The sequence below is a fragment of the Streptomyces sp. NPDC048506 genome (assembly GCF_040651315.1).
In the GTDB taxonomy this organism is placed as follows: Bacteria; Actinomycetota; Actinomycetes; order Streptomycetales; family Streptomycetaceae; genus Streptomyces.
In genome coordinates this window covers 37,338-63,969 of sequence record NZ_JBEZIX010000056.1, presented here as the reverse complement: position 1 = coordinate 63,969, position 26,632 = coordinate 37,338, and the positions used below count along the sequence as shown (strand labels likewise).

General features: G+C 68.1%; 17 protein-coding genes and 6 pseudogenes. 16 read left to right on the top strand and 7 right to left on the bottom strand.

Going from position 1 to position 26,632, the window contains the following annotated elements; translation table 11 throughout:
* Positions 1–193 (bottom strand): annotated as a pseudogene (locus tag AB0C96_RS34830) (hypothetical protein); the annotation flags it as partial.
* A 242-nt stretch (positions 194–435) separates the two neighbouring features.
* Positions 436–1,269: a ZIP family metal transporter gene (locus AB0C96_RS34825; RefSeq protein ID WP_362923159.1), complete on the bottom strand. Its 834-nt coding sequence runs from the start codon at positions 1,267–1,269 to the stop codon at positions 436–438.
* Between the two features lie 219 nt (positions 1,270–1,488).
* Here AB0C96_RS34825 and AB0C96_RS34820 point away from each other — a divergent pair, with 219 nt between their 5' ends.
* The 9 genes and pseudogenes from AB0C96_RS34820 to AB0C96_RS34780 all read left to right on the top strand — a co-directional run bounded on the left by AB0C96_RS34820 (position 1,489) and on the right by AB0C96_RS34780 (position 12,637).
* The gene (locus AB0C96_RS34820) at positions 1,489–2,064 is read left to right on the top strand and encodes a hypothetical protein (protein ID WP_362923157.1); all 576 of its coding nucleotides are present in this window, start codon (positions 1,489–1,491) and stop codon (positions 2,062–2,064) included.
* A 585-nt stretch (positions 2,065–2,649) separates the two neighbouring features.
* Positions 2,650–3,135: a hypothetical protein gene (locus AB0C96_RS34815; RefSeq protein WP_362923155.1), complete on the top strand. Its 486-nt coding sequence runs from the start codon at positions 2,650–2,652 to the stop codon at positions 3,133–3,135.
* A gap of 404 nt (positions 3,136–3,539) precedes the next feature.
* Positions 3,540–4,070, top strand: coding sequence for a hypothetical protein (locus AB0C96_RS34810; RefSeq protein WP_362923153.1), 531 nt, complete (start codon positions 3,540–3,542; stop codon positions 4,068–4,070).
* Positions 4,067–5,728, top strand: coding sequence for a M48 family metalloprotease (locus AB0C96_RS34805; protein ID WP_362923151.1), 1,662 nt, complete (start codon positions 4,067–4,069; stop codon positions 5,726–5,728). Before AB0C96_RS34810 ends, AB0C96_RS34805 begins: the two co-directional genes overlap by 4 nt.
* Positions 5,729–6,175: 447 nt before the next feature.
* Complete coding sequence (locus AB0C96_RS34800) at positions 6,176–8,209, top strand: phosphocholine-specific phospholipase C (RefSeq protein ID WP_362923150.1); 2,034 nt, start codon at positions 6,176–6,178, stop codon at positions 8,207–8,209.
* Positions 8,210–8,498: 289 nt separating this feature from the next.
* Positions 8,499–8,601, top strand: a pseudogene (locus tag AB0C96_RS34795) (IS5/IS1182 family transposase); the annotation flags it as partial.
* 648 nt (positions 8,602–9,249) lie between these two features.
* A complete protein-coding gene (locus tag AB0C96_RS34790; RefSeq protein WP_362923148.1) occupies positions 9,250–10,056 on the top strand; it encodes a hypothetical protein in 807 nt (268 codons plus the stop codon).
* Between the two features lie 170 nt (positions 10,057–10,226).
* Positions 10,227–10,868 (top strand): annotated as a pseudogene (locus AB0C96_RS34785) (response regulator transcription factor); the annotation flags it as partial.
* A 152-nt stretch (positions 10,869–11,020) separates the two neighbouring features.
* A complete protein-coding gene (locus AB0C96_RS34780; protein WP_362923146.1) occupies positions 11,021–12,637 on the top strand; it encodes a metallophosphoesterase family protein in 1,617 nt (538 codons plus the stop codon).
* A gap of 193 nt (positions 12,638–12,830) precedes the next feature.
* Here AB0C96_RS34780 and AB0C96_RS34775 read toward each other — a convergent pair whose 3' ends face one another.
* A complete protein-coding gene (locus tag AB0C96_RS34775) occupies positions 12,831–14,054 on the bottom strand; it encodes an alpha/beta fold hydrolase (RefSeq protein WP_362923144.1) in 1,224 nt (407 codons plus the stop codon).
* A 100-nt stretch (positions 14,055–14,154) separates the two neighbouring features.
* On the opposite strand from AB0C96_RS34775, the gene AB0C96_RS34770 reads away from it, so the two are divergent.
* Together AB0C96_RS34770 and AB0C96_RS34765 are read left to right on the top strand one after the other, a co-directional pair.
* Positions 14,155–14,748, top strand: coding sequence for a TetR/AcrR family transcriptional regulator (locus AB0C96_RS34770; RefSeq protein ID WP_362923142.1), 594 nt, complete (start codon positions 14,155–14,157; stop codon positions 14,746–14,748).
* Positions 14,749–15,068: 320 nt separating this feature from the next.
* A pseudogene (locus tag AB0C96_RS34765) lies at positions 15,069–15,277 on the top strand (IS110 family transposase); the annotation flags it as partial.
* 487 nt (positions 15,278–15,764) lie between these two features.
* Here AB0C96_RS34765 and AB0C96_RS34760 read toward each other — a convergent pair.
* Both AB0C96_RS34760 and AB0C96_RS34755 read right to left on the bottom strand, forming a co-directional pair.
* Complete coding sequence (locus AB0C96_RS34760; protein WP_362923140.1) at positions 15,765–16,571, bottom strand: alpha/beta fold hydrolase; 807 nt, start codon at positions 16,569–16,571, stop codon at positions 15,765–15,767.
* Positions 16,572–16,693: 122 nt separating this feature from the next.
* A complete protein-coding gene (locus AB0C96_RS34755; RefSeq protein WP_362923138.1) occupies positions 16,694–18,238 on the bottom strand; it encodes an FMN-binding glutamate synthase family protein in 1,545 nt (514 codons plus the stop codon).
* Between the two features lie 730 nt (positions 18,239–18,968).
* Here AB0C96_RS34755 and AB0C96_RS34750 point away from each other — a divergent pair.
* Positions 18,969–19,715, top strand: coding sequence for a phosphotransferase (locus tag AB0C96_RS34750; protein WP_362923136.1), 747 nt, complete (start codon positions 18,969–18,971; stop codon positions 19,713–19,715).
* A 91-nt stretch (positions 19,716–19,806) separates the two neighbouring features.
* On the opposite strand, the pseudogene AB0C96_RS34745 reads toward AB0C96_RS34750, so the two are convergent.
* Positions 19,807–20,184 (bottom strand): annotated as a pseudogene (locus AB0C96_RS34745) (transposase); the annotation flags it as partial.
* Between the two features lie 573 nt (positions 20,185–20,757).
* Here AB0C96_RS34745 and AB0C96_RS34740 point away from each other — a divergent pair.
* On the top strand, positions 20,758–21,189 hold the full coding sequence (locus AB0C96_RS34740; protein ID WP_362923134.1) for a CRISPR-associated endonuclease Cas2: 432 nt from the start codon (positions 20,758–20,760) through the stop codon (positions 21,187–21,189).
* A gap of 18 nt (positions 21,190–21,207) precedes the next feature.
* Here the strand turns inward: AB0C96_RS34740 and AB0C96_RS34735 are convergent, their stop codons facing one another.
* Positions 21,208–22,641 carry an aminotransferase class V-fold PLP-dependent enzyme gene (locus AB0C96_RS34735; RefSeq protein ID WP_362923132.1) on the bottom strand — a complete coding sequence of 478 codons (1,434 nt, stop codon included), beginning with the start codon at positions 22,639–22,641 and terminating at the stop codon, positions 21,208–21,210.
* Positions 22,642–22,948: 307 nt separating this feature from the next.
* Here AB0C96_RS34735 and AB0C96_RS34730 point away from each other — a divergent pair, with 307 nt between their 5' ends.
* The 3 genes and pseudogenes from AB0C96_RS34730 to AB0C96_RS34720 all read left to right on the top strand — a co-directional run.
* Positions 22,949–24,502, top strand: coding sequence for an FAD-dependent oxidoreductase (locus AB0C96_RS34730; RefSeq protein WP_362923130.1), 1,554 nt, complete (start codon positions 22,949–22,951; stop codon positions 24,500–24,502).
* 158 nt (positions 24,503–24,660) lie between these two features.
* Positions 24,661–26,160 carry an MFS transporter gene (locus AB0C96_RS34725; protein ID WP_362923128.1) on the top strand — a complete coding sequence of 500 codons (1,500 nt, stop codon included), beginning with the start codon at positions 24,661–24,663 and terminating at the stop codon, positions 26,158–26,160.
* Positions 26,161–26,367: 207 nt separating this feature from the next.
* Positions 26,368–26,577: pseudogene (locus tag AB0C96_RS34720) on the top strand (transposase); the annotation flags it as partial.
* Positions 26,578–26,632: the final 55 nt, after the last annotated feature.

Here is a 26,632-nt window from a genome sequence, read left to right as displayed (position 1 = left end):
CGGTGGTGCTCGGTGTCTGCACCGTGATCGTGCGGCCGTCCCGGGTGGCGGCGGCCCGGTGCCGGTCGACCACGGTGCGGAGGAGATCGGCCAGGCCGGTGTCCTCCCGGTGGATGCGCTCGCCGCTGCCGAGCTGCTCCAGGTCGAGCAGGGTGTTGGACAGTGCGATCAGACGTTGGACCTCGGTGTCCACCGACCGTACGGTGTCGGTCAGTTCGGCGGCGCTACGGGGCCGGTGCAGGGCGAGGTCGAGTTCGGCGCGGAGCAGGGTGGTCGACGAGGACGCCCGGGCGCCGGAGCAGCCGGAGTTCCCGGTGGCACGGACGGCAGACCCGCACCGTACGCAACCACAACCACGCGCATGCGATGACCCTGCTCCACTACTGCGGGTGGGTGCCCTGAAAGAGGCCGACCACCCGCAGCGGGGGAGAGGGATCAGACGCCGGCGGCGGTGACGACGGCGTCGGTGGCGAAGCCGAGCAGCAGGCCGACGAGGATCATCCAGGTGGTGAGTTCCTTCAAGGCGACGCGGCGCGCGACAGCCAGGAGTTCGATGACGACGTAGAGGATCGAGCCGGCTGCCAGTCCCAGGAAGGTGATGGAGAGGGTGTCGTTGACCAGGTGCTGGCCCAGGAGGGTTCCGGCGAAGGTGGGGCCGCCGCCGATCAGGCCGAGCAACGCGAGACTGGTCCAGGAGGGGCGGGTGCCCTCGGCGGCCAAGGGGGCGACGATGCCGAAACCTTCGGTGGCGTTGTGCAGACCGAAGCCGATGATGAGCAGCACCGCGAGCGAGATCTCGCCCTTGGCGGCGGAGTTGCCGATGGCCAGGCCCTCGGCGAAATTGTGCAGCCCGATACCGATGGCGATCATCATCGCGAGGCCGGCGGCCTGGGACCGGGGCCCGGCGGCCACGTCGGTCTCGGTGGCTGCCCCCGGGGCCTCGGGCGTGGGTGCGGCGGCGGAGGTCCGGCGGCGTGCGGTCCAGCGGTCGTAGTAGACGAGGCCGGCGAGACCGGCGGCGAGACCGGCAGTGAGAACCAGCCCGCCGGTGGCGGCAGTACCCCAGTGGTGATCGCTCAGTGCGGCGTCGGTGGGCTCCCAGGCTGCGCTGAGGACGTCCCAGAACAGGAAGAGCAGGATGCCGATGGCGACCGCATTGAGGCCGGCCCTCAGCCGGGGTGCGGGGTTGCGCAGGCGGCCGATGGGCAGCCCGAGATAGATGGTGAAGCCGGCGATGGCGCCGAGCAGGGCGATCTGCGAACCGGACACGATGCTCCAGGTGACTGCGGAACGGGGGAGGGCGGCGCGCAGAACATAGAGCAGGCAAGGCTTACCTAACAACCTTCGGGGTGTCAGATCTCGGCAATGTCTCGGCGTGGCCACGCTTTGGGTGGCGTGACTCCGCTCCCGCCTTCCGACGTTGACCAGGATGGAGCGAGTTAGGCAAGGCTTACCTCCATCATTCATGAGATCCGCCTGGAGCCCGACGTGTCTTCGCTGTCCGCAATCACCACCTCCGCAGACCAGCGCCCCCGGCTGCGGTTGCACGACTCGTGGTGGGCTGTCGGCGCCGCTGCCCTGCTGGCCGTTCTCGCGCTTGCCGCCTGTCTGTGGGCCGCCACCCACCTGCACCCCGACCCGGTCCTTCACGCGGCTGCACTGTTTCTCCACCTGGCGTCCATGGTGCTGGGGTTCGGCGCGGTCATGGTGATCGATTACTACGGCCTGTTGTGGCTGACCGGCAGATGCGCCCTCTCTGAAGCGCTCACCACCGCCGCCCGTCTCCACACACCGGTCTGGACGGGCCTGACTGGTCTGGTCGCCAGCGGGGTCATGCTCCACCCCGACCTCGGCTCTGCCCTCACCCGCACCAAGCTGGCCCTCGTGCTGGTCCTCACCCTCAACGGCTTGCAGGCCAGGGTCCTCGCCCACCGCCTGCCCCGCTGTGCGGCGGCGTCCGCGCTGACACCCCGGGTCCTGGTGTGGGGTGCGGTCACCGCAGCCGTGTCTCAGCTGTGTTGGTGGGGAGCGGTCGCCATCGGGTTCCTCAACAGCCGTCACTGACGCCGGTTTCGGACGCGGGGACGCTCCATACCGCCGCCCTCACCCGGTACGCAGAGCGGGCCGTCGCTGTCGACGGTGATGCCTGCGACGCTGGTGGACCTGGCCGGACTGGATCGTGCCAGTCACCGCCCTGCGCTCCGGTGCTGCTGGCAGAGACGTTGTCTGACCTGCGTCCCTGGATGTGGGCCGTGGGCTTGCGTCCTCCGGCTCCGACTGAGCCGAGAGCGGTTCCGAAGGTCCGTAGGCCGTCTCGCGGCCACTTCGCCAGGTCGCTCGTCGACCAGCGCGAAGCAGTCCGAGCAGATGAAGGAGAACCACGGCACGGCGGTCGCGGGAGGGACGGCCATCTCGGGGTGCAGGTCGCCGACCTCGCTGAGCACGGTCGCGAGGACGGCGTGGCGTGCCGCGCGCAGTGATCAGGTGCACGAGCCACCTTCGGGTGGATTGGATGACGAATGTCCGTCAATGCGTCCCGCTCCGTGCTGTGCTGTCCCCGCTCCTTACCAGAAGGAGCATGAGAGAGGGGGAAAGATCGTGCGTCAGAAAGGTCGATTCAAGGCGTGGCTCGCTGCCCTCGCAGCCACCGTGAGCGCCACGGCTCTGCTGCTCGCGCCGGGCACGGCCCACGCCCAAGGACCCGGGCGAGTCGCCGCCAGGTACCTCAACCTGCACCAGTGCATGTACTACGCGGCTTCGGCCGTCAATCATTTCACCACGGTGGTGCCGAGTAGCGACGGGCGTTTCCTGGCGGGGTCGAACGTCTCCGCCTCCGCGGACACCCGGCCGACCTGCGGCGCAGGGGACGGCAACTACGGGCTCGTTCCGGTGCTGTCCGGGGTCAAGGCGCTCGACCTGCGGGCCGGGCGCTACCTGAACGTGCACCAGTGCATGTACTACTCGGCTTCGGCCACCAACCACTTCTCGACGGTGGTGGCGAGCAGCGACGGGCGTTTCCTGGCGGGGACGCATGTCTCTGCCACCGCGGACACCCGGCCGATCTGCGGTGCGGGAGACGGGCGTTATGCGCTCGTTCCGCTGCTGTCGGGTGTGAAGGCATTCGACCTGACCTAGTGTCCTGGGCCGAGTCGGGGACTACCGCCGAGGTTCATTCAGCGCGCTGATGAACGACCAGCGTGAGCGGGCGTGCGCCGACGCGTGCGCCCGCGAGTGTCGCCGGCATGGAGTTCGGGGTGCCGGCGCTGCTCCATGGCGCAACAGTTCTACGGTCATTGCCGGAGCTGCGGGTGGACTTGCGCCGGGACTGGTTCTGCGCCCAGGCCATGGGGACGCTCCCCCGGCGTAAGGTTCGGGCACGGCCGGTCCGGGGCGCCCGGCGGCGCAGGGTCCGGCGGTGCGGACCACTGGGGCCACCGTGCCGTTCTGAGGGAGCCCTGCGCGTGAGCTTTGTGCACAACTGTGGGCATTCTGCGGGGGTTTGTCCTCCATGCAGGGTTGAGCGGTGAGGGGGCGACGAGGTGCCGCATCACTCCGAGCAGCGACCGAACTTACCGACCGGCACGATCACCGTCTCGCGCGATGAGTTCGCGCGGCGTGTGGTGGCGCGGGTCGCGCCCGACGAACTGCCCGCCTTCGCGCTCCTCTCACGGCCGCGCGCCCGCGCGCCCAAGGTGCGTGACACGCCATTGGGCAGCGGTCTGGACGAAATGGTGGGGGCCGTCACGCCGGTGGGAGTGCTGGTCAGCGGTTGGGCGCTGACCGCGGTTGCGGGCGGCGCCGCCGAGGAGATCAAGAACCGCAGCATGCGACTGACCCGGTCTCTGCTCGACCGGCTGCCGCAGCGTATGCGGCGCTGGGCGGAGACCGAGGAGGTGGAGGTGGACGTCGAGGCGCTGAGTACGGAGCAACTCGGCAGGGTACGCGCGTCGGTGCAGGCCAAGGCGGTGGCGCTGGGGATGCCGGAGGACCAGGCGGGAGTGCTCGCCGATGCCGTGGTCGGCGAACTGGCGCTGCTGAGGTCCGGCGGGGATCAGGAGCCGGCATCGTGAATGACTCCTCTTCTTCGCGACATTCCGTCTCGCTCGACGTCGAGGCGTTCCCCTCCGACATGTCATTGATGCTGATCCTGCTGGTGGTTATGGTCCTGGGCCAGGATCTGTTCTTCGCTCTGTGGATGGCCACGTTGCAGGCACCCGTGACGGAGCTGTGCACGGTTTCGTCCCTGGACTGTCCGAGGGACCCGGGCGCGATGGTCAGCGGCACGTTCAACTACCTTCTGATGCTGCTCACACCTGGCATTGTGATCGGGCTGCACACCGGCCGGCGCCGGCACCGGCGATCCACGCCGCTGGCCGAGACCCCGTTCCACGGCGCCGCCGAGGCGGTGGAGCGCCTGATCCGGGAAGCCCGGCTGAGTCGGGAGCCGGTCGTCATGGTGGACCGTCGGCTGACGTCCGGAGCGTACGTCACCGGCCAACGACGTCGGCCTCTGCTGATGCTCGGCCCGGAACTGCTGGTGCTCCGCGAGAAGAACGACCACGGCCGGCGGATCTTCGAGGCCGTGGTCCGGCACGAGCTGGCGCATCTGCGCGGTCGGGATCTGCAGACATACAACGTGCTGACGGTGTTCCGCCCCTCCAACCTGTTCGCCGGGGCCTTCATCGCCTTCGCCATGACCCTGAACGTGCTCAACCGCAACTCCACGCCGGGAGAGCTGGTGGTCGCCCTGGCCCGGGCCCTCCTGCTCACACTGCTCGGCGAGCTGATCGCCCGCGCCTACCTGCGGATCCGCGAGCACCATGCGGACCTGCACGCCGGAAAGACCGACCAGGAGGGACTGCTCGCCGCCCTCGGCGCAGAGACCGGCAGGGCGGACGGGACGGGTGCGGCACGGCTGCGGTCCTGGCTGCGCCACCACCCCATGGGCATCGACCGGCTGGACGTGGCCAGGACACCGTGGCGCGTACTGGCCTCCTCGCCGGGGCGGGTGTTCCTCGGCGCGACCGTCGCCGGTGTGCTGCTGCCGATGCTCCAGGACATGCTGCTGCGGCTCTACGGGCCGAGGGACGGATCCTTCACGCCGGTTCTTTGCGGGCTGCTCGTCGGGGTGGGGCTGACCCTGTTCGTGGGGTTCACCCTGTGGCGCCACCAGTGGTACGCGGGAGGTCCGGCGCTGGCCCGGGTCGGCCGGTCGGCGCTCACCGGCCTGATCGTGGCCGGCGGGATAGTGGCAGGGAGCTGGCTCGCGCTCTACACGAGGGTTGCCGGCTACGGCCTCTCCGGCACGCCGCTGACCCCGTCGTTCCTGGCCGCGCTGACCACCGCCGCAGTGCTGCTGTGCGGCTGGCTCACGGTGGTCGGGGCCCAGTGGTTCCGGGGCGATCCACAGGGGCAACGCATTCCGCGGTTCCTGAAACTGGCCGCTGTTCCCGCGTGCCTGATCGGCGGGTGGTTGACGGCAGGTGTCTGGACGTGGGGAGTGGGCCTTCAGGCCGTCCTGACCGCCTGCTCGACCGAGGGGTATGTGTGTCCGACGCGCACGCCGGAGCGAGACGTCGCGGGCGCGGTGACCGGGTTCTTCGGCACGGGACCGGTTCCGGTGATGGTGGCCCTCATCGCCCTGGCCGTCCCGCTGGCCGCCCGTTTCACCGCACCGGTCAGCGGGAGGCTTCCGCGTGCTGCCCGGCCGCCGCGGCGCACGTCCTGATCAGCGGAGCGACAAATCGACGCGGAGGCCGGCCCGCGCGAGTCCTCCTCGGTGCCGGTCAGCTCGAAGTCCACGAGGCCGCTCTTCGCTGTCGACGTGCGCGATGCCGTCGATCGCCTCGAACTGCTGCCACCCGGGCGGCCGGTCCCTCCACCTCTCCTCGTCTCTCCTCGTCTTCTCTGTCGGCCCACCCGGTGAGGAAGTCCCACGCTACGAACGCCGCGCCGTGTTCTCCCTGTCAGCGTGGCCCTTACTCAGCGAAAGGGTGACGGCCTGCCTCGGTATTCGGTGGTCACCACGTGTGGACGGCCGGCAACGGGCTCCCGTTCGTGTTCATCCTCGGTTCACGCAGTGTCGTCGTCAACTATCTGTTGAATCTCGCCGATCCCCGGCACTCTTCTCGTCAGCTGAGTGACGGACCGGATCGGACTGATGGGGAGTGGGCGCGTGGCGGGGATGAGTCGTCGGAATTTCGTGGCACTGTCGGCCGGTGCTGCGGCGGGGGCGGTCGGGGTGACGGCCGCGCAGGCGAGCACGAGGTCGTATGCGGCATCCGCCCCGACGGGCACGATCGCCGATGTGAAGCACGTCGTCGTGCTGATGCAGGAGAACCGCAGTTTCGACCACTACTTCGGCACGCTCAAGGGTGTACGCGGATTCTCCGACCGCAGTGGCATCACCCTGCCCGGTGGTTACCCCGTGTTCAACCAGCCCAGCGGCGCCGGTCGGCAATACCCGTGGAAGCTGAGCGCCACGCCTCCGGCCGGCGGCGCCGACTCGGAGACTCTCGCCCAGTGCAACGGCGACCTCCCGCACAGCTGGACCTCGCAGCACGCCGCATGGAACAAGGGACAGCTGGACAGTTGGGTGTCGGGCGTCGGCAACGTCCGCACGATGGGCTACCTCGACCGTAACGACATTCCGTTCCACTATGCCCTCGCCGACAACTACACCATCTGCGACTCGTACTTCTGCTCGACGCTGAGTGCGACGGGCCCGAACCGCACCTACCTGTGGAGCGGCAAGGTCGACTCGACCAGCTACGACGGCGGCGAGGAGTCCGGCCTGACCTGGGAGACCTACGCGGAGGCTCTACAGAGCGCCGGGGTGAGCTGGAAGGTCTACCAGAACGCTAACGACAACTTCGGCGACAACGGACTGGCGTATTTCAAGAAGTTCGTGGCCGCCAAGTCCGGCGACCCGCTGCACGACCGCGGCATGGCCTCGGTCCCCCGCGTCACCGGTTCGACCCCGGATGACATCGCCGCCGCGATCAAGGCGGACGTCGTGGGCGGGACGCTGCCGCAGGTCTCCTGGGTGGTGGCCAATGAGGCATTCTCCGAGCACCCCTATGCCCCGCCCGGCGACGGAGCGCACTTCGTGGACCTGGTGATCCGGGCACTCGCCGCCGACCAGGCCGTCTTCGATAGCACCGTGCTGTTCCTCAACTACGACGAGAACGACGGCTTCTTCGACCACGTCCCGCCGCCGGCCCCACCCGCGGGAACCGACGGCGAATTCCTGAACGGTGTGCCGTACGGGCTCGGCTTCCGCGTCCCCATGATCGTGATATCCCCGTGGACCCGCGGTGGCTGGGTGAGCTCCGAGGTGTTCGACCACACCTCCGTACTCCGCTTTCTGGAGAAGTGGACCGCGGTCCTCGGCAAGCCCGCGGCCAGCCCCAACATCAGCGCCTGGCGCCGCAAGGTGACCGGCGACCTCACCGGCGTCTTCGACTTCAACTCTCCGGTGTACGGCCTGCCCTCGCTCCCCGGCACCGCCAAGGTCATCGGCCAGGCGACCTGCGGCCCGCTGCCGAACCCGACGCCGACGACCAACGCCCTGCCCGCTCAGGAGCCCGGAACCAAGCCGGCGAGGGCCCTGCCGTACCAGCCGGACGGATACCTCGACCGGCTCGAATTCGGTACGAGCGGCCAGATCCTGGCCTGGATCAAGATGGCCAACGAAGGCGCACCGGCGACGAACGCGGTGCACTTCTCGGTCCACCCGAACGCCTACCGCAGCCGGGTCCCGTGGCAGTACACCGTCGACGCAGGCGGCACCGCCACCGACTACTTCAACATCGGCACGGGCTACGGCGACGGCAAGTACGACCTGTCCCTGGTAGGCCCCAACCGCTTCCTGCGCCGGTTCGCCGGAAACGCCACGGCCGCAGGCAAGGCCGCCGAGGTCCACAGCCGCTACGCGGCCGCCCCTGACACCGGCAAACCCGCCATCTGGTTCCGTATGACCAACTCCGCCGCCCAGCCCGTCACCTTCACCGTCACCTCCAACCACTACCGTTCCGACGGTCCCTGGACCTACCAGGTCGCCGGAGGCGCCGAAGTGGAGGACTACTTCAACGCCGTCTCCCGCGCGGACGGGTGGTACGACTTCACGGTCACCATCAACACCGACGCCGTCTGGTCGCGGCGCTTCACCGGGCACATCGAAGCCGGGAGCCCGAGCATCACCGGATAGCCGGCCTCGGCGGGGACGCGCGCGCCAGCGGCGAGGCCACGCCGCCACTCGCGCACGCAGCAGCGCCGCCATCGGTCACGCGGCCCGGCCGGTGAACCACCGCGCACCTGCCCGGCGAGTCCAGGCGGCCCACTGCACACGGCGCTGTTTGAGATTGCCGCGTGCGGTGGGCCGAGTGGTCAGCCGAAGTAGACCGAGGCGATGTCGTCCCTCGGTCCGTGAGGTCTCGGTGGACGGAGGCTGCCGCCAGCACCTCGTCGAGCACGCCGCCGCCCTCGGCATCGACAGGGATATCGTCCAACGCTCCCCCGGAAACAGGGAGTTCACTCCATTACCGAAACGCTGGACAGTGGAGCGGACCTACCGGATGGCTGATGTTCCACCGCCGCCTCACGCGCGATGACGAGGCTCTCCCGGCCCGCTCCGCAGCCATGATCCACCTCGCCGTGACCGACCTCATGGCCCGCAGCCGAAGGGCCTCCTGCGCCGGCGGCGACAACTGCCATGCATGCCCTTCACTCACGCAGGGATCAACGATCCAGAACAGCTACCGTTTCGGATCAATAAGCCGCCCTTCCATAATCCGAGCTTTTCTGAGAAGGAACCTCCGTCAGTTGACGGATGTGCAGCCCTCCGTGCGCAGATACCGTCTCAAGAGAAGAAAAGGAAAAGGATGTGTAGCGTGAAAGTGCATCCCCATGACTGCTGCGACCGCTCATCTGCCGCCGGCGACCATGCCGTGCCCTGCTTTAGCCCGGGCGCTTGAATCGCCAGATTTCTTGGCCGTCGCTGGTTCACACGGTTTTGCAGGCCGTGGCTGATCAGTCGTGGACCGCGTAGCGCCGTTGGCGAGGGTGTGACCGGGTGGCCGTAGGTCGGGGGCGATGAATTGGGGGCAATGGTGGAGCCGTTCAGCAACGAGCCCGCATCAGCCGCTACTGCCGCCGAGGTCACACACCCTCGTAACTGTCGCAGTGCTAACCGCTGAGCGTTCCGGGAAATCCTGCCGACGCTCACTCACAGGTAAAAGGAGCCCGATCATGTCTCTCCAAACAACGTTGCGTCGCTGCGGCGTGGGCGTTGCGGCCGCTTTGCTGCCGCTGATTGCCCCGCAGTCCGCATTCGCCAACGTCGGTGGAAATGCCTACGTCAACTGGAATATCGCCAACGCACCCGACTCGGGGCTGACCAACATCACCTTCCCCATCACCGTGAATTCAGCCACCAACCACAACGACGGCCTCTACTTCGCCCAGCAGTTCTGGTTCACCAACCTTCAGCAGGGCGGCTACATCGGGTTGCAGCCCCGGCCCGACAAGGACGGCAAAGAGCGGCTGCACGGCACTTTCTCGGTCGGTGTTCCCGGTAGCTCCTCCACCGACACGACCTGCCACGGTGGCTTCGACACCGGAAAGGACGGCGTCTCCTGCGCGGCCGATTTCGACGCCGTGTACGGCCACCCCTACAACCTCACCGTCAAGCAGGATGGCGACACCTGGACCGGCACAGCGACCGACACCAGCACCGGCGTCAGCACCAAGATCGGCACAGTGAAGCTGCCGGCCGGAAGTGGCAATCTCCAAAGTGGCATCAACAAAGACAAGCCCACGTGGGGGCCTGGCAAAGGGTTCGCTGAGCCCTACTTGGGCGCACCCACCTGCGCCGAGCTTCCTCTCGCTGATGTTGTCTTCGGCGCCCCCACTACCACCGACGCGGGTGGCCTCACCGGCAACGTAACCATCCCGGATCCGGCTGAGACCGACTGTGTTGGCCAGTCCGGCTACCAGAGCCAGGCCGTGGGATCGGGCCAGCACATCGTCCGCGGCTTCGTCAAGAACGTAGGCTAGAAGGCTCATGAAGGTCTTGTTGGTGGGGCTGTCCGACTGCTGGTCGGACAGCCCCACCAACACAAACGTGCAAGGGTCGAACGCCACCGTCTGTCTGAATCACGACGACAGCGCCGGGGAGAACAGCAACGGTGTGGCGTACGTTCCGTGCTCTGCGATGAGCGGGAGCAGTTCTGACAGGGCAGCGAGCCCACGTGGTCGGCGAGGCCGCAGACGGAGCCGAGGCTATGGCAGCGGTGCGCCAACTCCGCCCCGATGTCGTACTCATGGACATCCGCATGCCCGCGATGGACGGCCTGGAAGACGCCCGCCGCATCCGCACGCAAGCACCGGACCGCCGAGTGATCATGCTGACCACCTTCGACCTCGACTCCTACGTCTACGCCGCCCTCGCCGCCGGCGCCAGCGGCTTCCTCCTCAAGGACGTCACCGCCGAACACCTCGCCGCCGCCGTACGCCTGGTCAACACCGGCGACGCACTCCTCGCCCCCTCCATCACCCGCCGCCTGCTGGAACGCTTCGCCTCCGGAGCCCAAAGACCCGCTCCAGACGTCGAAGCCCCTGCCATCCACCGGGACCTGGCCGCGCTGACGCCACGCGAGCGCGAAGTGCTGACGCTCATGGGCAAGGGCCTCTCCAACACCGAACTGGCACAGGCATTCACGCTCAGCGAGGCGACGGTCAAGACGCATGAGGCACGGATCTTCACCAAGCTGGCTCTGCGTGACCGAGCCCAGGCCGTCGTCCTCGCCTACGAGACCGGACTCGTCTCACCCGGCGACTCGGCGAGAACCGCCGAGCCGTCCCGGTAGCCCGTCACCACCCTGCGGCCCCGTCCTTGGGCCGGCGGTGCGACCGCTCCGGCGGGCCGCCTGCCGGGCCGGGGCGATATCCACTGGCTGCGGCCCGGCCGGTCACGCATAAGGTGCAACTGGCCAACTTCTCTCCCATGCAAGGGTGTTACATGTCGATCGCACGCAGATCCCTCCTGACCGGATCGACGGCGGCTGTGGCTGCCGGCGGCCTCGGCGCCGCGGGGAGCGCCGAGGCCGCCGGCCCGGCGGGGCCCGCGCCGCTCCCCCTGCTTCCGCGCACCCCGAGTCGCCTCGGCGTACCCGGTGTCACCGGCCTGCACCTCCAGTTCGGCGCCGACCCCGCCAGCGAGATGACGGTCTCTTGGATCAGCCCCCGCTCCGTACGCCGCCCGCAGGTGCGCCTCGGCACCCACGACGGAGGCACCGGCAGCGTGGTCGATGCCGAGACCCGCACCTACCGCGACGGCCTCACCCGCGAGGAGGTTTACGTCCACCACGCCCGGCTCACCGGACTGCGGCCGGACACCACCTACCTCTACTCGGCCGGACACGACGGCGCCGTGCCGGAGACCGGTGCGTTCACCACGGCGCCGCGCGGGCGTACCGCGTTCACGTTCACCAGCTTCGGCGACCAGGGCGCGCCCAATCTGCGCCGGGTCGTCACCTGGCCGACGGGCGGCACCCCGTCACCCTCGGGGCGCTTCCCGCTCTACACCAGCAGCCAGGCCGGCAGCCCCGCCTCCGCCGACATCGTGGCCGCGGTGGAACGGGTCGGACCGCTGTTCAACCTGGTCAACGGCGACCTGTGCTATGCCTCCGCGGCCGGCGTCTTCGGCCAGAACCGGGTCGCGACCTGGGCTGACTGGTTCATCGGCAACAGCCGGTCGACGCGGCTGCGCCCGTGGATGCCGTGTGTCGGCAACGGTGAGAACGAGAAGGGCAACGGCCCCCTGGGGCTGACCGGCTACCAGACCTACTTCATGCTGCCCGGTCCGACGGGCACCGACCCCGAGATCCAGGGCCTGTGGTACGCGTTCACGGTCGGCGCGGTCCGCTTCATCAGCCTGGCCAACGACGACGTGGCGATCCAGGACACCGGTGACACCTATGTGCGCGGCTACTCCGGCGGGGCGCAACGGCGGTGGCTGGAGCGGGAGTTGAAGGCAGCGCGCGGGAATGCGGGCATCGACTGGATCGTCGTCTTCATGCACCACCCGATGATCTCCAGCAGCCGCAGCGGCAGCGGCAGCGACCTCGGCATCCGCACGGCATGGGGCCCGCTCTTCGACGCGTACGGGGTCGATCTGGTGCTGAGCGGCCATGAGCACTACTACGAGCGCTCGCTACCGGTCCGCGGCACGATGCCGAACGAGGCCCGCACGCCGGTCCCGGTGTCCACCAGGACCGATGTCGCCGACACCGCCAAGGGCACGGTCCACATGATCATCGGAGGCGGCGGCAACTTCGCCACCACCCAGGACGACCTGTTCCCGGAGCCCAAGGGGCGCGTCGTGGTCGACCTGGCCAAGGAGACCGAGGGCCGCCATCGCAAGGCGGTCTTCGTCACCGAGGACGCCCCCTGGCGCGCCGTCCAGGACCGCGTCCACACCCACGGCTTCGCCGCCTTCGAGGTCGACCCGGGCGACCGCCGCACCGGCCGCACCCGCATCCACGTCACCTACTACACCTTCGACGGCCCCTACGGCGACCTGACCCCCGTGGACAGCTTCACCCTGGAACGCCCCCGCAGGGACGCCCGTCACTGAGCAACGGCGCCTCCCTGTAAGGGTGGTGGCGCGGCAGCCGCCTCCGGTTGCCCACCGGATGCCGCGGCCCGCCGCCCACAGGCGGTGCCGATGGGGATCAGCGCCGCACCGGCGTAGCCGGGCGTCCCCCGCTGGTCCCCGCTGAGGACGACACGGCGGGGGATTCGCGGCGGTGCCTGGCGGGCCAGGAGCCTCAGGCGCTGGTGGTGCGGAGGGTGTCGTCGAGCCAGTCGTAGATGCGGGCGAGGGAGAGGCGCATGGCTCCGGGGTGGCAGTGGGCGCCTGCGCCTTCTTCGGCGGTGAACACCATGAGGGTCTTGGGGCAGGTCAGGTGGTTGTAGAGCTGTTCGGGCTGGCCTTTGAAGAATTCGTCCTCGGCGGCGTCGCAGACGAGGGTGGGGCACTGGATCCGCTCGGCGATGCCGTTGTGGAGGGTGTAGTCGAGGTAGGAGGCGCTGAAGGACCGGGGAGTGTCCACGCCCATCACGTACATGCCGTGGTTCATCGCCCAGCGTGCGGTCGCGTCCTCAGCCATCAACTGCTCGAAGCGCGCGTCGAGTTCGGGGGCGGCCTCCGAGCGCAGGAGGCGTTCGGCTGCCTTGCGGTCGCCGGGGATGTTGCGGACGGATATCTGGCCGAGGTCGTACACGCCGTCGACGGCCACGAGTGCGGACAGGCGGTGCTCGAACGCGGCCGCCCGGGGGGCCAGCACGCCGCCCATGCTTGAACCGAGCAGTCCGATACGGCTGTTGTCGACCTCGGGGAGGGTTTCCGCGAAGTCCACCACAGGAGTGATGACGTTCTCCCAGTCCGGGCGGAAGACCAGGCCCTCATGGTGCCGCGGCCCGGGCTGTCCGGGGCCGTCGAAGACCAGCACGGTGTAGCCGCGCTCGACGCCGGCCATCGCCCCGAAGAAGTGCATCTCCTCCGCGGTGCCGTCGAAGCCGTTGTGCATGATCAGCGTCGGCCGCGGCGCCCCGCTGTCGTCGGCCCGGTAGAGGTAGCCCGGCAGGGTGGTGTCCTCGTACGGGATGCGGACCGGCTCGATCCGGGGGGTGTACAGCGCGGCGGCGGCGCGGAAGCAGGCGACGCTGCGGTCGTAGGCGTGGTCGTGGCGGGGGTCGCAGGGGTGGCCGTGCAGGAAGAACTCCGCCGACCGGTAGTAGTTCGAGGCGCGCAGGAACCCGTCCCGGGCGCTGACCGTGTGGCCGGCCTCCAGCGCCTTCTGGGCCTCGCCGGACACGCGGTCGGCGGTCGCGAGCCACTCGGTGTGCCAGCTGTCGCAGTCGCCCTCGATGATGCGCTCGCTGGTGGCGACCACCTCGCCGAAGTCGGCGCCGCCGTAGGCGATGTGGCTCATCGAGCGCAGGGTCTCGTACCAGAACTGGGGGTTGTCGGGGAACAGCAGCTGCTTCATCACGCACTCTCCTCAGGTCGCAAGCACAGTTCTGTGCTTGTGTCGGAACCGTAGACCCTCCGAGCGCCACGAAGCAAATATCTGTGCTTACGATGTAGGGGTGACCTCGAAGCAACCGACCCCGCGCATCCGCAAGAGCCCCGAACAGGTCCGCTCGGCCGTCCACCAGGCGGTCATCGACCTGGTGTCCGACCCGGAAGGAGCCGACCTCACCATCCCGGCGATCGCACAACGTGCCGGCGTCAACCACACCAGCATTTACCGGCGCTGGGGCAGCCGCGAGGCGCTCCTGGCCGACGTGGTCACCACCCGCCTCGAACGCGACTGGCCGCTCAAGGACACCGGCACCCTGCGCGGCGACCTCACCGCATGGGCCGAAGCCGGCGTCGCGAGCATCCACACACCCGAAGGCCGCCTCCTCGTACGAGCCGTCGCCCTGTCCATGCCCGGCAGCGCCCACGCGCAGGAGGAGCGTGCGCACCACTTCCAACGCCGCGTGCACGCCATCGAACGCATCCGTGACCGAGCCGCGGCCCGCGGCGAGAACCCCCCGCCGCTCGAGCGGATCCTCGACCTGCTCATCGCACCGCTCTACCTGCGAGCGATCTTCGGTATCGACCCGCCGGCCACCGGCTACCCCGAACTCCTCGTGGACAGGCTGCTCAACAGCTCGGACGGGCCGGACTCGGCCTGAGGACTGGTACCTGAGCCTCCGGTGCCTGGGCGCCTGACCAGCGCGTCAAGCTCTATGTTCAGAAGGCTCGCCCGAGGGTCGAGGAGGCGCCGGAAGTATCCACGGTGCTGTTGCCGCCCCCGGAACTGCCGCGCACGTCCAGGGTGGAACGCACCCGCGACCGTCATGCCGACGCGCATCGGATGCTGGAGCGGGGGTGGACGATCAGTGCCATCGGCCGTCACCTCGTCCTGGTCGATGGCGACCCCTTGCCGACATCTGCACCACTCGCGCCATCACCCGCGCTTGGTGCGGTGGCATCGAGCCCCTCGGGCCACCATCGTCACCGTCGGCCAACCGCGGCGGCGACCGGCAGGCCAACGCCGCCCCGCACCGAATGGTGCAGACCCGGCCGCGCTTCGACCCGCGCACCCAGGACCACTACGAGCGCCGCACCAAGGAGGGCAAATCCCGATGTGAAATCGTCCGATGCCTCAAACGCTACGCCGCCCGTGAGGTGTTCCACCTGGTCAGGCTCACACAGCCATGACCCCCGTCATAGGGGCAGTGTGATACCGCGTGAGGCGTGAGGAACCCTCGTCGGCTTGCTGGCGGGGGTTCCTGCGTTCGGGGACGGGCCCGGTGGGCCGTCTTTTCCCGGGACCGGCCAACCTCATTCGGATACCAGCACCCGGCAAGACAGTCGTCATCCATGCCGAGCCTTCCAGGCGGACGGGCACGGATGTCGCGTGGGCAAATCGATCGGCGGGACGCTTGGCCGGTTACGCGGAGCGGGTGGAGCCGGGCGCTGGCCGACCGCTCCTTGGCTCCCACCTCGGCGAGAGCCGCGGTCAGGGTCGTGTCGGCCCTGGTACGCGGCGCTTGGTACCAGCGGAGCAAACGTCGACGGGGAGGCGGACGAGGGCCCTTTGCCACGGGGCACCGTCGTTCGCTGGTCGTTCGGGGGAGCCGATCCGGGCGTCTCTCTCGTCTGCGTCCGTTGACTGGGTGTCAGCCAGGGGGTGCACCCTGCGGGACTATCCGATCGAGCTCTTCACCACCTGAGATGTGTCCCCTGCGGGCCGTGGTGCGTGGATGTACTGGTCGGCCCAAGCGCTGATGATGTGGGCGGCTCGCTGTGCTTGTCCTCGGGCGGTCAGGAGATGGTCTGCTCCTTCGAGTGAGACGAAGCTTCGCGGGTGTCGTGCCTCGCGGAAGATCTCTCCGGCGTTGTCGATGTCGACGGTGTTGTCGGTCGGCGAATGCAGGACGAGTAGTGGTAGGTCCAACTCGCCGATCCGGTCGCGCAGGTGAGCTTGGCGGACGTCTTCGACGAAGGCGCGCTTGAGGACCAGGGTCCTCCCGCCGACGAACCACTCGTGCGACCCTTCGCTGAGCACGCGATCCACGACCGCGTCGTACTGTCGCTCGACGTGGCTGGGATCGACCGGCGCCCCGATCGTGGCGACCGCGCGGACGCCGGTTGCCTCGGCCGCCGCGGCGAGGGCGGCGGCGCCTCCCCACGAGTGCCCCACCAGCAGGTCTGCCGGAGTCCCTCGCTCCGCCATCATGGCTGCGGCACGGATCGTGTCCTGGACCTTGACGGTGAAGGAACCGTCCCCCCAGTCGCCGTCGGAGTCCCCGATCCCGAGGTTGTCGAAGCGCAGCATGCCGATCCCCTCGCGTGCCAGCTGCTTGCTGACACGCGACGCGGCCGGCGAGCCCTTGCCCAGCGTGAATCCGTGCACGAATATCCCCCAGCCGCGGATCTCGCCGTCCGGCAGGTCGATCGCTCCGGCCAGTTCGGGGCCGACGACGCTCGGGAATCTCACTTTTTCGCTCATGTTGTGATCACCTAGGCAGGGGCTGTTCGTGGAGCAGGGAAGACAAGGGTGCCACCGGCCGGCGCCACGCGCGCGCTCCGGGCAGGGGAGCGGCGAGCGCGGTGCCGGCCGTGATCGGCGCGTCAGGCGGTCGGCTTCTGGTCGGAGGACTGCTCGGTGGTGAGCAGTGCGGTGATCTCCTCGGCGAGGTGCGGGCCGAGCTCGCCCCAGCCGTCCTTGTAGCCGTAGACGCCGGCCAGGGTGCGAGCCTCGTAGTCGCCGTTCATGATCTCGATGTCCGTGGCCGTGATGAGCGCCGGGTGGGCGACACCGACGGCCGCCGAGATCTTCATCAGCTCCTTGCGGAGGGTCCGCAGGTAGACAGCGGCCCGGGTGGCCTTCGAGGACGGGTCGAGTCCACGGGCCAGCCACGGGCTCTGGGTGGCGATGCCGGTGGGGCACTTGTCGGTGTGGCACTTCTGCGCCTGGATGCAGCCGATCGACAGCATCGCCTCACGGGCCACATTGATCATGTCGGCACCCAGAGCGAAGGCGACCGCGGCGTTCTCGGGCAGGCCGAGCTTGCCGGAGGCGATGAAAGTCAGGTCGTCGGTCAGCCCCCGCTCGGCGAAGGCGCCGTAGACCCGGGAGAAGCCCATCCGGAAGGGCAGCGACACCGAGTCGGAGAAGGTGAGCGGCGCCGCCCCGGTGCCGCCCTCGCCGCCGTCGATGGTCACGAAGTCGACACCACGGTCACCACGCGCCATCAGCGTGGCCAGCTCCTGCCAGAACTCCATCTCGCCCACCGCGCTCTTGATCCCGACCGGCAGGCCGGTCTCGGTGGCGAGCAGTTCGACGAAGTCGAGCATCGAGTCGACGTCGCCGAACGCGGTGTGTCGCGACGGGGAAGCGCAGTCCTCGCCGAGCGGGATGCCGCGGATCTCGGCGATTTCCGGTGTCACCTTCGCGCCCGGCAGCATTCCGCCCAGCCCGGGCTTGGCACCCTGGGAGAGCTTGATCTCTATCGCCTTGACCGGGGCGCCGGCGACCACATCCTTGAGCTTGTCGATGCTGAAGCTGCCGTCCTCGTCGCGGCAGCCGAAGTAGGACGTACCGATTTGCAGGACGAGGTCGCCGCCGTTGCGGTGGTACGGCGAGAGACCGCCCTCGCCCGTGTTATGCAGGGTGCCCGCCAGCGCCGCCCCCTTGTTGAGCGCCGTGATCGCCGCGCCGGAGAGCGATCCGAAGCTCATCGCCGAGATGTTCACCACGCTCGCCGGCCGGAACGCCTTGGCGCGCCCGCGCGGCCCGCCCAGCACCTTGGCCGAGGGCAGTGGGGCCTGCGGGTCGTGCGTGTCGGGCAGCGTGCCGGCGAACGTGCGCTGCTTCAGGTAGGCGTGCCCCTGCATGTGCTCGACGTCGTTGTCGGTTCCGAACCCGAAGTAGTTGTTCTCCCCCTTCGCCGACGCGTAGATCCAGGTGCGCTGGTCACGGCTGAACGGGCGCTCCTCGTCGTTGGAGGTCACTATGTACTGCCGCAGCTCCGGCCCGATCGTCTCCAACAGGTACCGGGCGTGCCCGAGCACAGGGAAGTTCCGGAGCAATGCGTGCTTCTTCTGGACAAGGTCACGAGCGGCCACCAGTGCCAATGCTGTTGCGGTGGCCGTGGCGATGCTCCGGGCGCGCATGAACGGTCCTTTCCTCGATGCTCGACTCCATTGCCATGTGGCGGAGTCGTCGTGCCGGGCGCTGGGTGGCGGGCACGACCCAGCGGGTGTCAGCGTTCGTCGGAGAACGCCAAGTGATATTAGGGGCTCGCCCGGAAAGAGGGTCGCGGGTGGGTGGTCTTCCCAGCGGTGGGTGGTCCAGGCGCGTCGGAACAGGCTATGCACGGTGACGCTCGTGTAACACGGCGTAACGTCCGAGCGCCGGCCGGGCGAGGCAAGGGCTGCCGGACGGTCTCGTCGAGAGCTGCCAAATACAGGCCGGCTTGCCGAGCCCGGGGTTCGGGAGATGAGCGAGCAGGGCGGCGACACCAAGATCGACTTGGGTGGACGGAAGTCCGGAACTCTTCGGTTCTGGTGCGTCATGGGCATGAGGATCGGCGCTGTCAACTGCACCTGGAGCGGTCGATATGGCCGAACACTGTGCAGGGCCGACGTGGAAGGGTCCGGCAGTACGAAGCCGCCCTCTCCCGCTACTTGCTGGCACGCCGAATCGAGGTGTTCGAGGTGAACCGGCCTGATCGCTCGGTTCGCCGACAGCGGGGTAAGGACTCCCAACAAAAGTGGTCGGCTTGACCTGGTCAGCGGTCGGTGTCGCGCACGAGGCCGCCGGGTATCGGGACGTGGTCAGCCGCGTAATCGCACGCGATAAACCTGGCGACGTCGGCGATGATCCCCGGGATACTGGTCGCCCATGGATGAGGTCGAAGTCGTCGTCGCCCATTCCGAGCGCGCGACTCTGCGCGTCGGTGACGTGTTCTTGAAGGTGGACGTCGATCAGGCGCGCATCGACGTCGAGGTCGAGGCGATGTCCCTCGCGCCGGTCCCGACCCCGGAGGTCCTGTGGCGCAAGCCACCCGTGCTCGCGCTCGCCGCGCTCCCGGGGACGACGCTTGGGCGCCTCGGCGGGCCGTCGACCGGGTCGCCGGCGGCGTGGGCCGCGGCGGGCGCCGCCATCCGGAAGCTGCACGACGCGCCGCTGCCGCCCCTGCCGGGCCGGGCCGGGCGGAGCATCGTCGCGCTGGCGGCGGAACTCGACGGCGAGTGCGAGTTGCTCGTGACGAACGACGTCCTGCCTGCCGACCTGGTCACCCGCAACCGCCAGGTCGCCGAGGCCGCGCTCCGGCCGTGGACTCCGGCGTTCACACACGGCGACCTGCAGATCGCGCACGTCTTCGTCGACGGCGACGAGGTCACCGGCATCATCGACTGGTCCGAGGCGGGCCGGGGTGATGCCCTGTACGACCTCGCCACCTTCACGCTCGGACACGAGGAGCACCTCGACGACGTCATCGCCGGCTATGGCACCGACGTCGACCTCGACGTGATCCGCGCGTGGTGGTCGTTGCGAAGCCTGCTGGTGGTTCGCTGGCTGATCGAGCACGGCTTCGACCCCTTCGCACCGGGCTGTGAGGTCGACGTGCTGAGATCCCGGATGTGAGGCTGCGCGGGCCCGACCGCTACGTATGCGTTCTGACGCATACGAGCAGGCCACCCCCTGGGGCGATCGCCCGCCCTTGCTCTCGACAAAGTGCGGTGCGCAGTCGTCGCCAGCAGATGACGGTGCAGCCGAGGGTGACGAACGCGTGGTGGATGTCGTCGCGGATCTCCCAGCGGATGCGCAGGCGGCGGAACCAGTGCAGCAGCGCGATCGCTCCTTCCCCGGCCCAGCGGTACACGCCCAGGCCGGAGCCGTGCCCGGTGCCGCGCCGGGCGAGGTGCGGGGTGAGCTGGAACCGGCGGACCTTGTCCCGGTAGACCTCGTGGTCATAGCCGCGGTCGGCGTACAGGTGCTTGGGGCGGCGCAGTGGCTGGCCACGCTTGCCGCGGAGGGGCGGGACGGCCTGGATCAGCGGGATCAGTTGGGTGACGTCGTTGCGGTTGCCACTGGTGGTGATTGCCGCCAGCGGAGGACGTTGCATGGCGATGATGGTTGTCGGGTTCCGGCTCGGCAACGACCAGACGGGCCAACAGCTCACCGCAGTGGTGACGCAGAGCGGCTACTTCCACAAGAACCACGGTGTGTACGGCCGTCCCGGCCGGTACCGCTGCGAGTATGACCCCTGCCGGCTTCCGCTCGACAACCCTGTCCGGCGATCCGTCGCGAAACTTCGGGAACTGCACGCCACACAGGTTCGCAAGGGTCGCTCCCGCCCCCTGATTCCGCCCGCCGGCGTCCGCCTGAACTTGGACGAGCCGGACTCAACACCCGAAGACGTCATCAACGCCTTCGTGGGAGCCGCGCCGAACGAGTCGGAGCCTCTGGAAGACGCTATCCGTGTCTTCCACCAAGCGATCGGTGCTCCTGTCCCGCCCCTGACAGCGGGCGCATTCGCTGAGTCTCGCTGGCTGATTGAGGAGGCTCACGGTCAGCGAGCTCAGGTGGTAACGACCGTCCAGTGGCGTCCAACCGATCCGGGACGGGCGCTTGATGCCCGGTCAGGGCCTCATAGTCCCACCGGTTCTTGCTCGGGCGGGTTTCTGTGCGTGACGGGTTACGACGGTGTGCAGCATCCGGCGTGGGAACCGCTGTACTCCGGCTCTCCGCTTTCGAGCACACGGAGCAAGGACGCCGTGACGACACGTGTGCCGCGTCCGATGCGCAGCACTCGGTACGGGAACTCACCGCGGCGAATCAGGTCGTAGCCCTTCGCCCGCGAGAATCCGAATGCCCAACCTGCCGCAAATACCTTCACCACGTACAGCGCAGCGTCTTCGAAGGCCATCTCACGGACGCCCAGCTCCGCCGGTTCCAGGCTGCCACCGAGGCCGTTCTCGACCTCTCCTACGACAACGTCCTCGTCTACGGCTGTCCTTCCGGGGCCGCAGTCCGACCTGTTGCTTTACCGTGGGGTCCTCATCGCCCCTCTGAGGGGTACCAACATGACCTCCCGCGGGGTGGATCGCCGTGCTGATCCGGGCTGAGCGGTTGGTCAGTTCTTGAGCGCTTCCGCAATGATCAGCTCAACAGCCTCGGCCACCCGGTCGCTGTGCGTGCGATGGATCACGATGCACATCCGAATGGTCTGGCGGCCCCCCACCACGGTGCTGGACAGCAGCACACGCCCTGTTGCGTTGACCCGGTCGAGCAGTCGGCGGGTCGCCTCGTCCGCCTCGGCCACAGCGGTAGCACTGCTGTCGTGTGGCCGGATCCGGAATACCACCGTACTGAGATCCGGACGCCAGGGCAGTTCCAGTGACGGGACGCAGGCCAGCTTGTCATAGACCAGTTCGGCGAGGTCGAGCTTCTCGTTCAAAGCGCAACGGAAGGCAGACACACCGTGCAGGTGCAGAGGTAGCCAGACGCGCAGTCCGCGGACCTCATGAGTGAGTTCAGGACCCAGGTGCGCGTAATTGGGCAGCCCACCGGAGGAGCCGACGTCCTGGAGATAGTCACCCGTTCCCTCGTGTGCGGCGAAGAGCCTGGCCGGATCCCGGACGGCGAGGGCACCCGTACCGAAGGGCAGAAACAGCGTCTTGTGAGGGTCCAGAGCCACCGAGTCGGCCTGTTCCATTCCCGCCAGTCGTCGCCGTCCGCGCTCGGTGAGTCCGAAGAACCCGCCGTACGCCGCATCAACGTGGAACCAGAGATTCTCCTGCTGGGCCAGGCTTGCCATGGCAGAAAGCGGATCGACGGTGCCGGTGTGGGTGGTGCCGGCTGAACCGATCAACAGGAAGGGGCGCAGTCCCGCGGCACGATCACTTTGGATCAGGGCCGCCGCAGCCTCGACGTCCATCCGGAGGTCGTCGGTGCACGGCACGACGCGGATGTTCCGCTCCCGGATTCCCGCCAGCCGTGCCGCCTTTGTCAGCGAGTGGTTTGCGAACGGGGTGACATAGACCGTTCCGGCCCCGAAGTCCTCACCGAGATGGGTGTGGCGGGCGGTCACCAGGGCGGAGAAGTTCGCCATGGACCCGCCGGTGGTGAGCAGGCCGCTGCTCCCGGGCGGAAGGCCGCTGACGTCCTGGGCAATCCACCGCAGCACGCTCTCTTCCAGCGCAACCAACGCTGGTGCGGTGAAGGCCATGCTGCCGTAGCGGTTGACCGCCAGGGTGTAGAACTCGGCGAGCGCTGAGGTGTAGAGACCGCCGCCCGGAACATAGGCAAGGTAGCCGGGACCTGCGGTCTCCAGCGCGCAATCGGCGGCAAGACCGAGCCGGCCGAGCAGCTCTTTCAGGTTGCCTGCCTGCTCCGGCGGTGCTGCGAGAAAGTCCGCTACGAGGCCGGCTGTTGCGGCCGGCCCAACGGGATTGCTCGTCGGACGATCCGTCAGTTCCGTTATGAAATCCATGACGTGATCCAGGACGAGACCGCCCATCTCTGCCATGGTTGCGCGGTCTGGCTCCAGAGGGAAGTGGTGGCTCACGGAAACACCCTACGGTACTTCGCCCGAAAGCGGCATGAAGTCCAGAAGATCGTTCAGAGTCCGAGTTCACCCCCGCTGCGCAAATGGCGCCGTGTCGAGTACATTCATTCCGACGGCAATAACCACACTCGTTGGAGGCCCCACGCGTGTCCACTCGGTGACAGGGTGGTCAATTGGCGTGGATATCAAGGGTTGTTGACCCTTGGCGGTCGTACGGTCACCCTCAGTCCAATTGCCGTGACGTCAGACCCCCTTCGGGTTGAAGCGCGCCCTGCGCGACTCCCCGACGAGCGCAGACGGAGAGTGAATGATGACGGAACCCATTGATTACCTGGTGATTGGCGCTGGGCCCGCCGGTCTTCAACTCGGGTACTTCCTTGAGAAGACCGGGCGCGACTACCTCATACTTGAGGCCGAAGACGTGCCCGGGGCCTACTTCCGGAGGTTTCCCCGGCACCGCCAGTTGATCTCCATCAACAAGCCGCACACGGGCTGGAGCGACCCCGAACTCAACCTGCGCATGGACTGGAATTCACTGCTCAGTGACGACCCTGAGCTGCGCTTCACCCGGTACAGCGAGGACTACTTCCCGAACGCGGACCTGCTCGTCGACTACTTCTCCGACTTCGCGGCGCAGACCGGGGTCCGGATCCAGTACGGCACTCGCGTCACCGGGATCACTCGTGACGGCCACTTCCACGTGTCCACGCAGGACGGCACAACGTTCCAGGCCAGGCGGGTCGTGGTCGCGACCGGGCTCGCCCTGCCGTATGTGCCGGACATCCCGGGAATCGAATTGGCGGAGTCCTACAACGATGTTTCCGTGGACGCACACCAATTCAACGACCAGCGGGTCCTCATCATCGGCAAGGGAAATTCGGCCTTCGAGACTGCCGACAACCTCATCGCGCACGCCGCGGTCATCCACGTCCTCGGCCCCAAGCCGCTGACCTTTGCCTGGCGCACCCACTTCGCGGGCGATCTACGGGCAGTGAACAACAACTTCCTCGACACCTACCAACTCAAGTCCCAGAACCTCGTGATGGACGCGACGATCGACCGGATCGAGCGGCATGGTTCCGAATACCATGTCACCCAGCGCTACCTCCGGCGGCCCAAGGTCATGACCCATGTCTACGACCGGGTCATCGTGTGCACCGGCTTCAAGATGGACACGACGATCTTCACCGACAGCGCCCGTCCCCGGCTCGCCCTCAACGACCGGTTCGCGGAGATGACACCCGCGTGGGAGTCGACGACCGTACCCGACCTGTTCTTCGCCGGGACCATCACCCAAGTACTCGACCGCAGGAAATACACGAGCAGTGTCCTGCACGGCTTCCGCTACTCCACCCGTGCGCTGCACCGTTTCCTGGAGCAGCGCTACGAGGGCCGTACATGGCCCGGCCAGGACCTGCCGGCAGACGCCAGCGCCGTGGCGGACGCCGTGCTCGCGCGGATAAACCGTAGCTCCGGGCTGTGGAACCAGTTCGGTTTCCTCGGCGACGTCCTTGTCCTGCACGACGACGGCACCTCGCGGCTACGGGAGGAGGTACCCGTCGAGCTCGCGCACCGTCCCGAATTCGGTGCGGGCCAGGACTACCTCATCGTCAATGTGGAGTACGGCTCGGGATACCCGGCGATCGACCCGTTCGACATCGCGACCGGCCGGGAGTGGGAGGACGATCCGGCGAATGAGTCCCTCTATATGCATCCGGTCGTGCGTCGCTATCGCGCGGGCGAGCTGGTCTCGGTGACACACCTTCCGGAGCATGCCTACAACGAATGGACCGACCACGAGACGTACCACGAGCCGGTGCGTGCCGTGGTCGCCGAGATGTTGCCGGCAGCGGTCCGATGAAGAAGGGCTCAGCATTCGCCGGTTCGACGGGCAGACAGCCCGGGCGTCGCGCATCGACCGGCCGGGGGTTCGAACATCCGCTGGCATTCTGGGCGGGCGCGCTGGCCTGTACCGCCGGGGTACTGCTGCACTTTCCGATGTATCTGCACGCCAGCGACATGGGATACAAGCTGGTCGGGATGCCGGCGGACCCGGCAATGATCATCGGCATGGCGCTGATCGTCGCCGGGTTGCTTGCCTCGTTGTACGGGCTCGTTCCTCGGCGCAGCAGGGAGATCCAGCGCTCCTCGGGCGGCATCCAGGTCCGGGCGATGGACGACGCGCCGATCCGGCCCGCGCATATCGCACTGGTCATTGTCCTGGTGATCGCGGTGACGATCGACGTGATGAAGCCGACCTCGTTGGCCTTTGTGGCCCCGGGCTTCGCCGAGGAGTACGGGCTGAAGTCGCCCGCCAATCCGCAAGGCACCATCCCGGTCTCCTGGTTGCCGTTGGCCGGCATCACCGGGACCGTGATCGGCTCGTGGATCTGGGGCGCGCTCGGCGACCGGATAGGACGCCGCGCCTCACTCGTCTTCGCCGGGATGATCTTCGTCGCCACCAGCATCTGCGGCGCCATGCCCGGCTTCACCTGGAACCTGGTGATGTGCCTGCTCATGGGCATCGGCGCGGGCGGCATGCTGCCGATCACCTTTGCTCTGATAGCCGAGACCATCCCGGCCCGGCACCGGGGCTGGCTGATGGTGCTCATCGGCGGAAACATCGCCGGGGCGTACATCATCACGAGTTGGCTGGCAGGATGGCTGATCCCCACCTACAGCTGGCGCATCCTGTGGCTGATCGGCCTGCCGACCGGGCTGATCTTCATCGCACTGAACCGTTGGATCCCCGAGTCGCCCCGCTTCCTGCTCGCCCGTGGGCGGACTGAGGAGGCCGAGGCCGTCATGGCCCGCTACGGCGCCGCGGTGCAGGGGACCGAGCCGGAGGAGGCCGAGGCACTCGTGCCTCTCAAGCAGGCCGGCTACCGCACGCTCTTCCGCCGTCCGCTGCTGGGATCAACCGTCGGGATCACGGTCCTCGGCATCGGCGTCGGGCTGATGACCTACGGATTCCAGCAGTGGGTGCCGACCAACCTGCAACACCTCGGCTACTCAACGGTCAAATCAAACTACGTCGTACGCAACGCCGCCCTGCTGGGCCTGCCGTTCACCGTGCTGACGGCATGGATGTACGGAGTCTGGGGAAGCCGCAAGACCATCGTCACGGTGAGTGGGATCACCGTGGTCCCCCTGCTGGGGTTCGTGGTCGGCGGCGACGCACTCGCGGACCGGCAACTGGTGCTCTCGCTGCTGCTGGTGGTGCCGCTGGCCGGGGTCAGCTCGCTGGCGGCTGTGGTGACGGGTTACGCGGCCGAGGTGTATCCGACCCTGCTGCGCTCGCGGGGCACCGGCCTGGCCGCCGCGATGACCAAAGCAGGCGGCGTCCTCATCCTCGCGCTCACCGTCGCCGCGGCCACCGTCCCCTCCATCGCCACCACCGCACTGATCGGCGCGGTTCCCCTGCTGCTGGCGGCGCTCGTGTTCGCCTGGGGATGCCCGGAGACCAAACAGCGCTCCCTTGAGGAGATCAGCCAGGACCTGACGGTCGCCCATACATAGGCCGAGGAGGAGAGGGAGAAAGGGCGGGTGGTGCGGTACATGCGGCCCCTAGCCATCCCTTGGTGACTGCGCTCAGCGCACCAGCACTTTTGCAGCAGGCCCTAGCTTGATCTTTAACGTTCGACGTCGAATGGTGCGTCGAACTTGATCACTCGGTCTGGTAACTGCCGTACGCGGAAGCGGTCTTCCTCTGAGCATGTGCTCCGCGTGCTGGGCGACCTGCCCGTGAAGGTGCCGGCCCGGATGCTGTCGGACCGAGTCCTGCGAAGGGCCGCCCCGCCCCGGCAGCCGCACACCCTGGGCCGCACACCTCGGCACGGCGACGAGTGCGTCTTCGGACGGCCCGACACCTGGGGCACCCCGGACAGCGAAACCGTCACCAGCACACGCCTCTACGGCACTGCCACCGCACGCTCCTGCCACCCGCGTCGAGCTCACCGCCGACGGCACCCTCAAGCGGGACAAGCCCGTA

What these genes read in the sequence shown, in the direction of transcription:
- AB0C96_RS34725 (WP_362923128.1), top strand. Translation starts at nt 24,661, where the DNA reads ATGGGATACAAGCTGGTCGGGATGCCGGCGGACCCGGCAATGATCATC.
- AB0C96_RS34750 (WP_362923136.1), top strand. Translation starts at nt 18,969, where the DNA reads ATGGATGAGGTCGAAGTCGTCGTCGCCCATTCCGAGCGCGCGACTCTG.
- AB0C96_RS34780 (WP_362923146.1), top strand. Translation starts at nt 11,021, where the DNA reads ATGTCGATCGCACGCAGATCCCTCCTGACCGGATCGACGGCGGCTGTG.
- AB0C96_RS34760 (WP_362923140.1), bottom strand. Translation starts at nt 16,571, where the DNA reads ATGAGCGAAAAAGTGAGATTCCCGAGCGTCGTCGGCCCCGAACTGGCC.
- AB0C96_RS34755 (WP_362923138.1), bottom strand. Translation starts at nt 18,238, where the DNA reads ATGCGCGCCCGGAGCATCGCCACGGCCACCGCAACAGCATTGGCACTG.
- AB0C96_RS34730 (WP_362923130.1), top strand. Translation starts at nt 22,949, where the DNA reads ATGATGACGGAACCCATTGATTACCTGGTGATTGGCGCTGGGCCCGCC.
- AB0C96_RS34790 (WP_362923148.1), top strand. Translation starts at nt 9,250, where the DNA reads ATGTCTCTCCAAACAACGTTGCGTCGCTGCGGCGTGGGCGTTGCGGCC.
- AB0C96_RS34775 (WP_362923144.1), bottom strand. Translation starts at nt 14,054, where the DNA reads ATGAAGCAGCTGCTGTTCCCCGACAACCCCCAGTTCTGGTACGAGACC.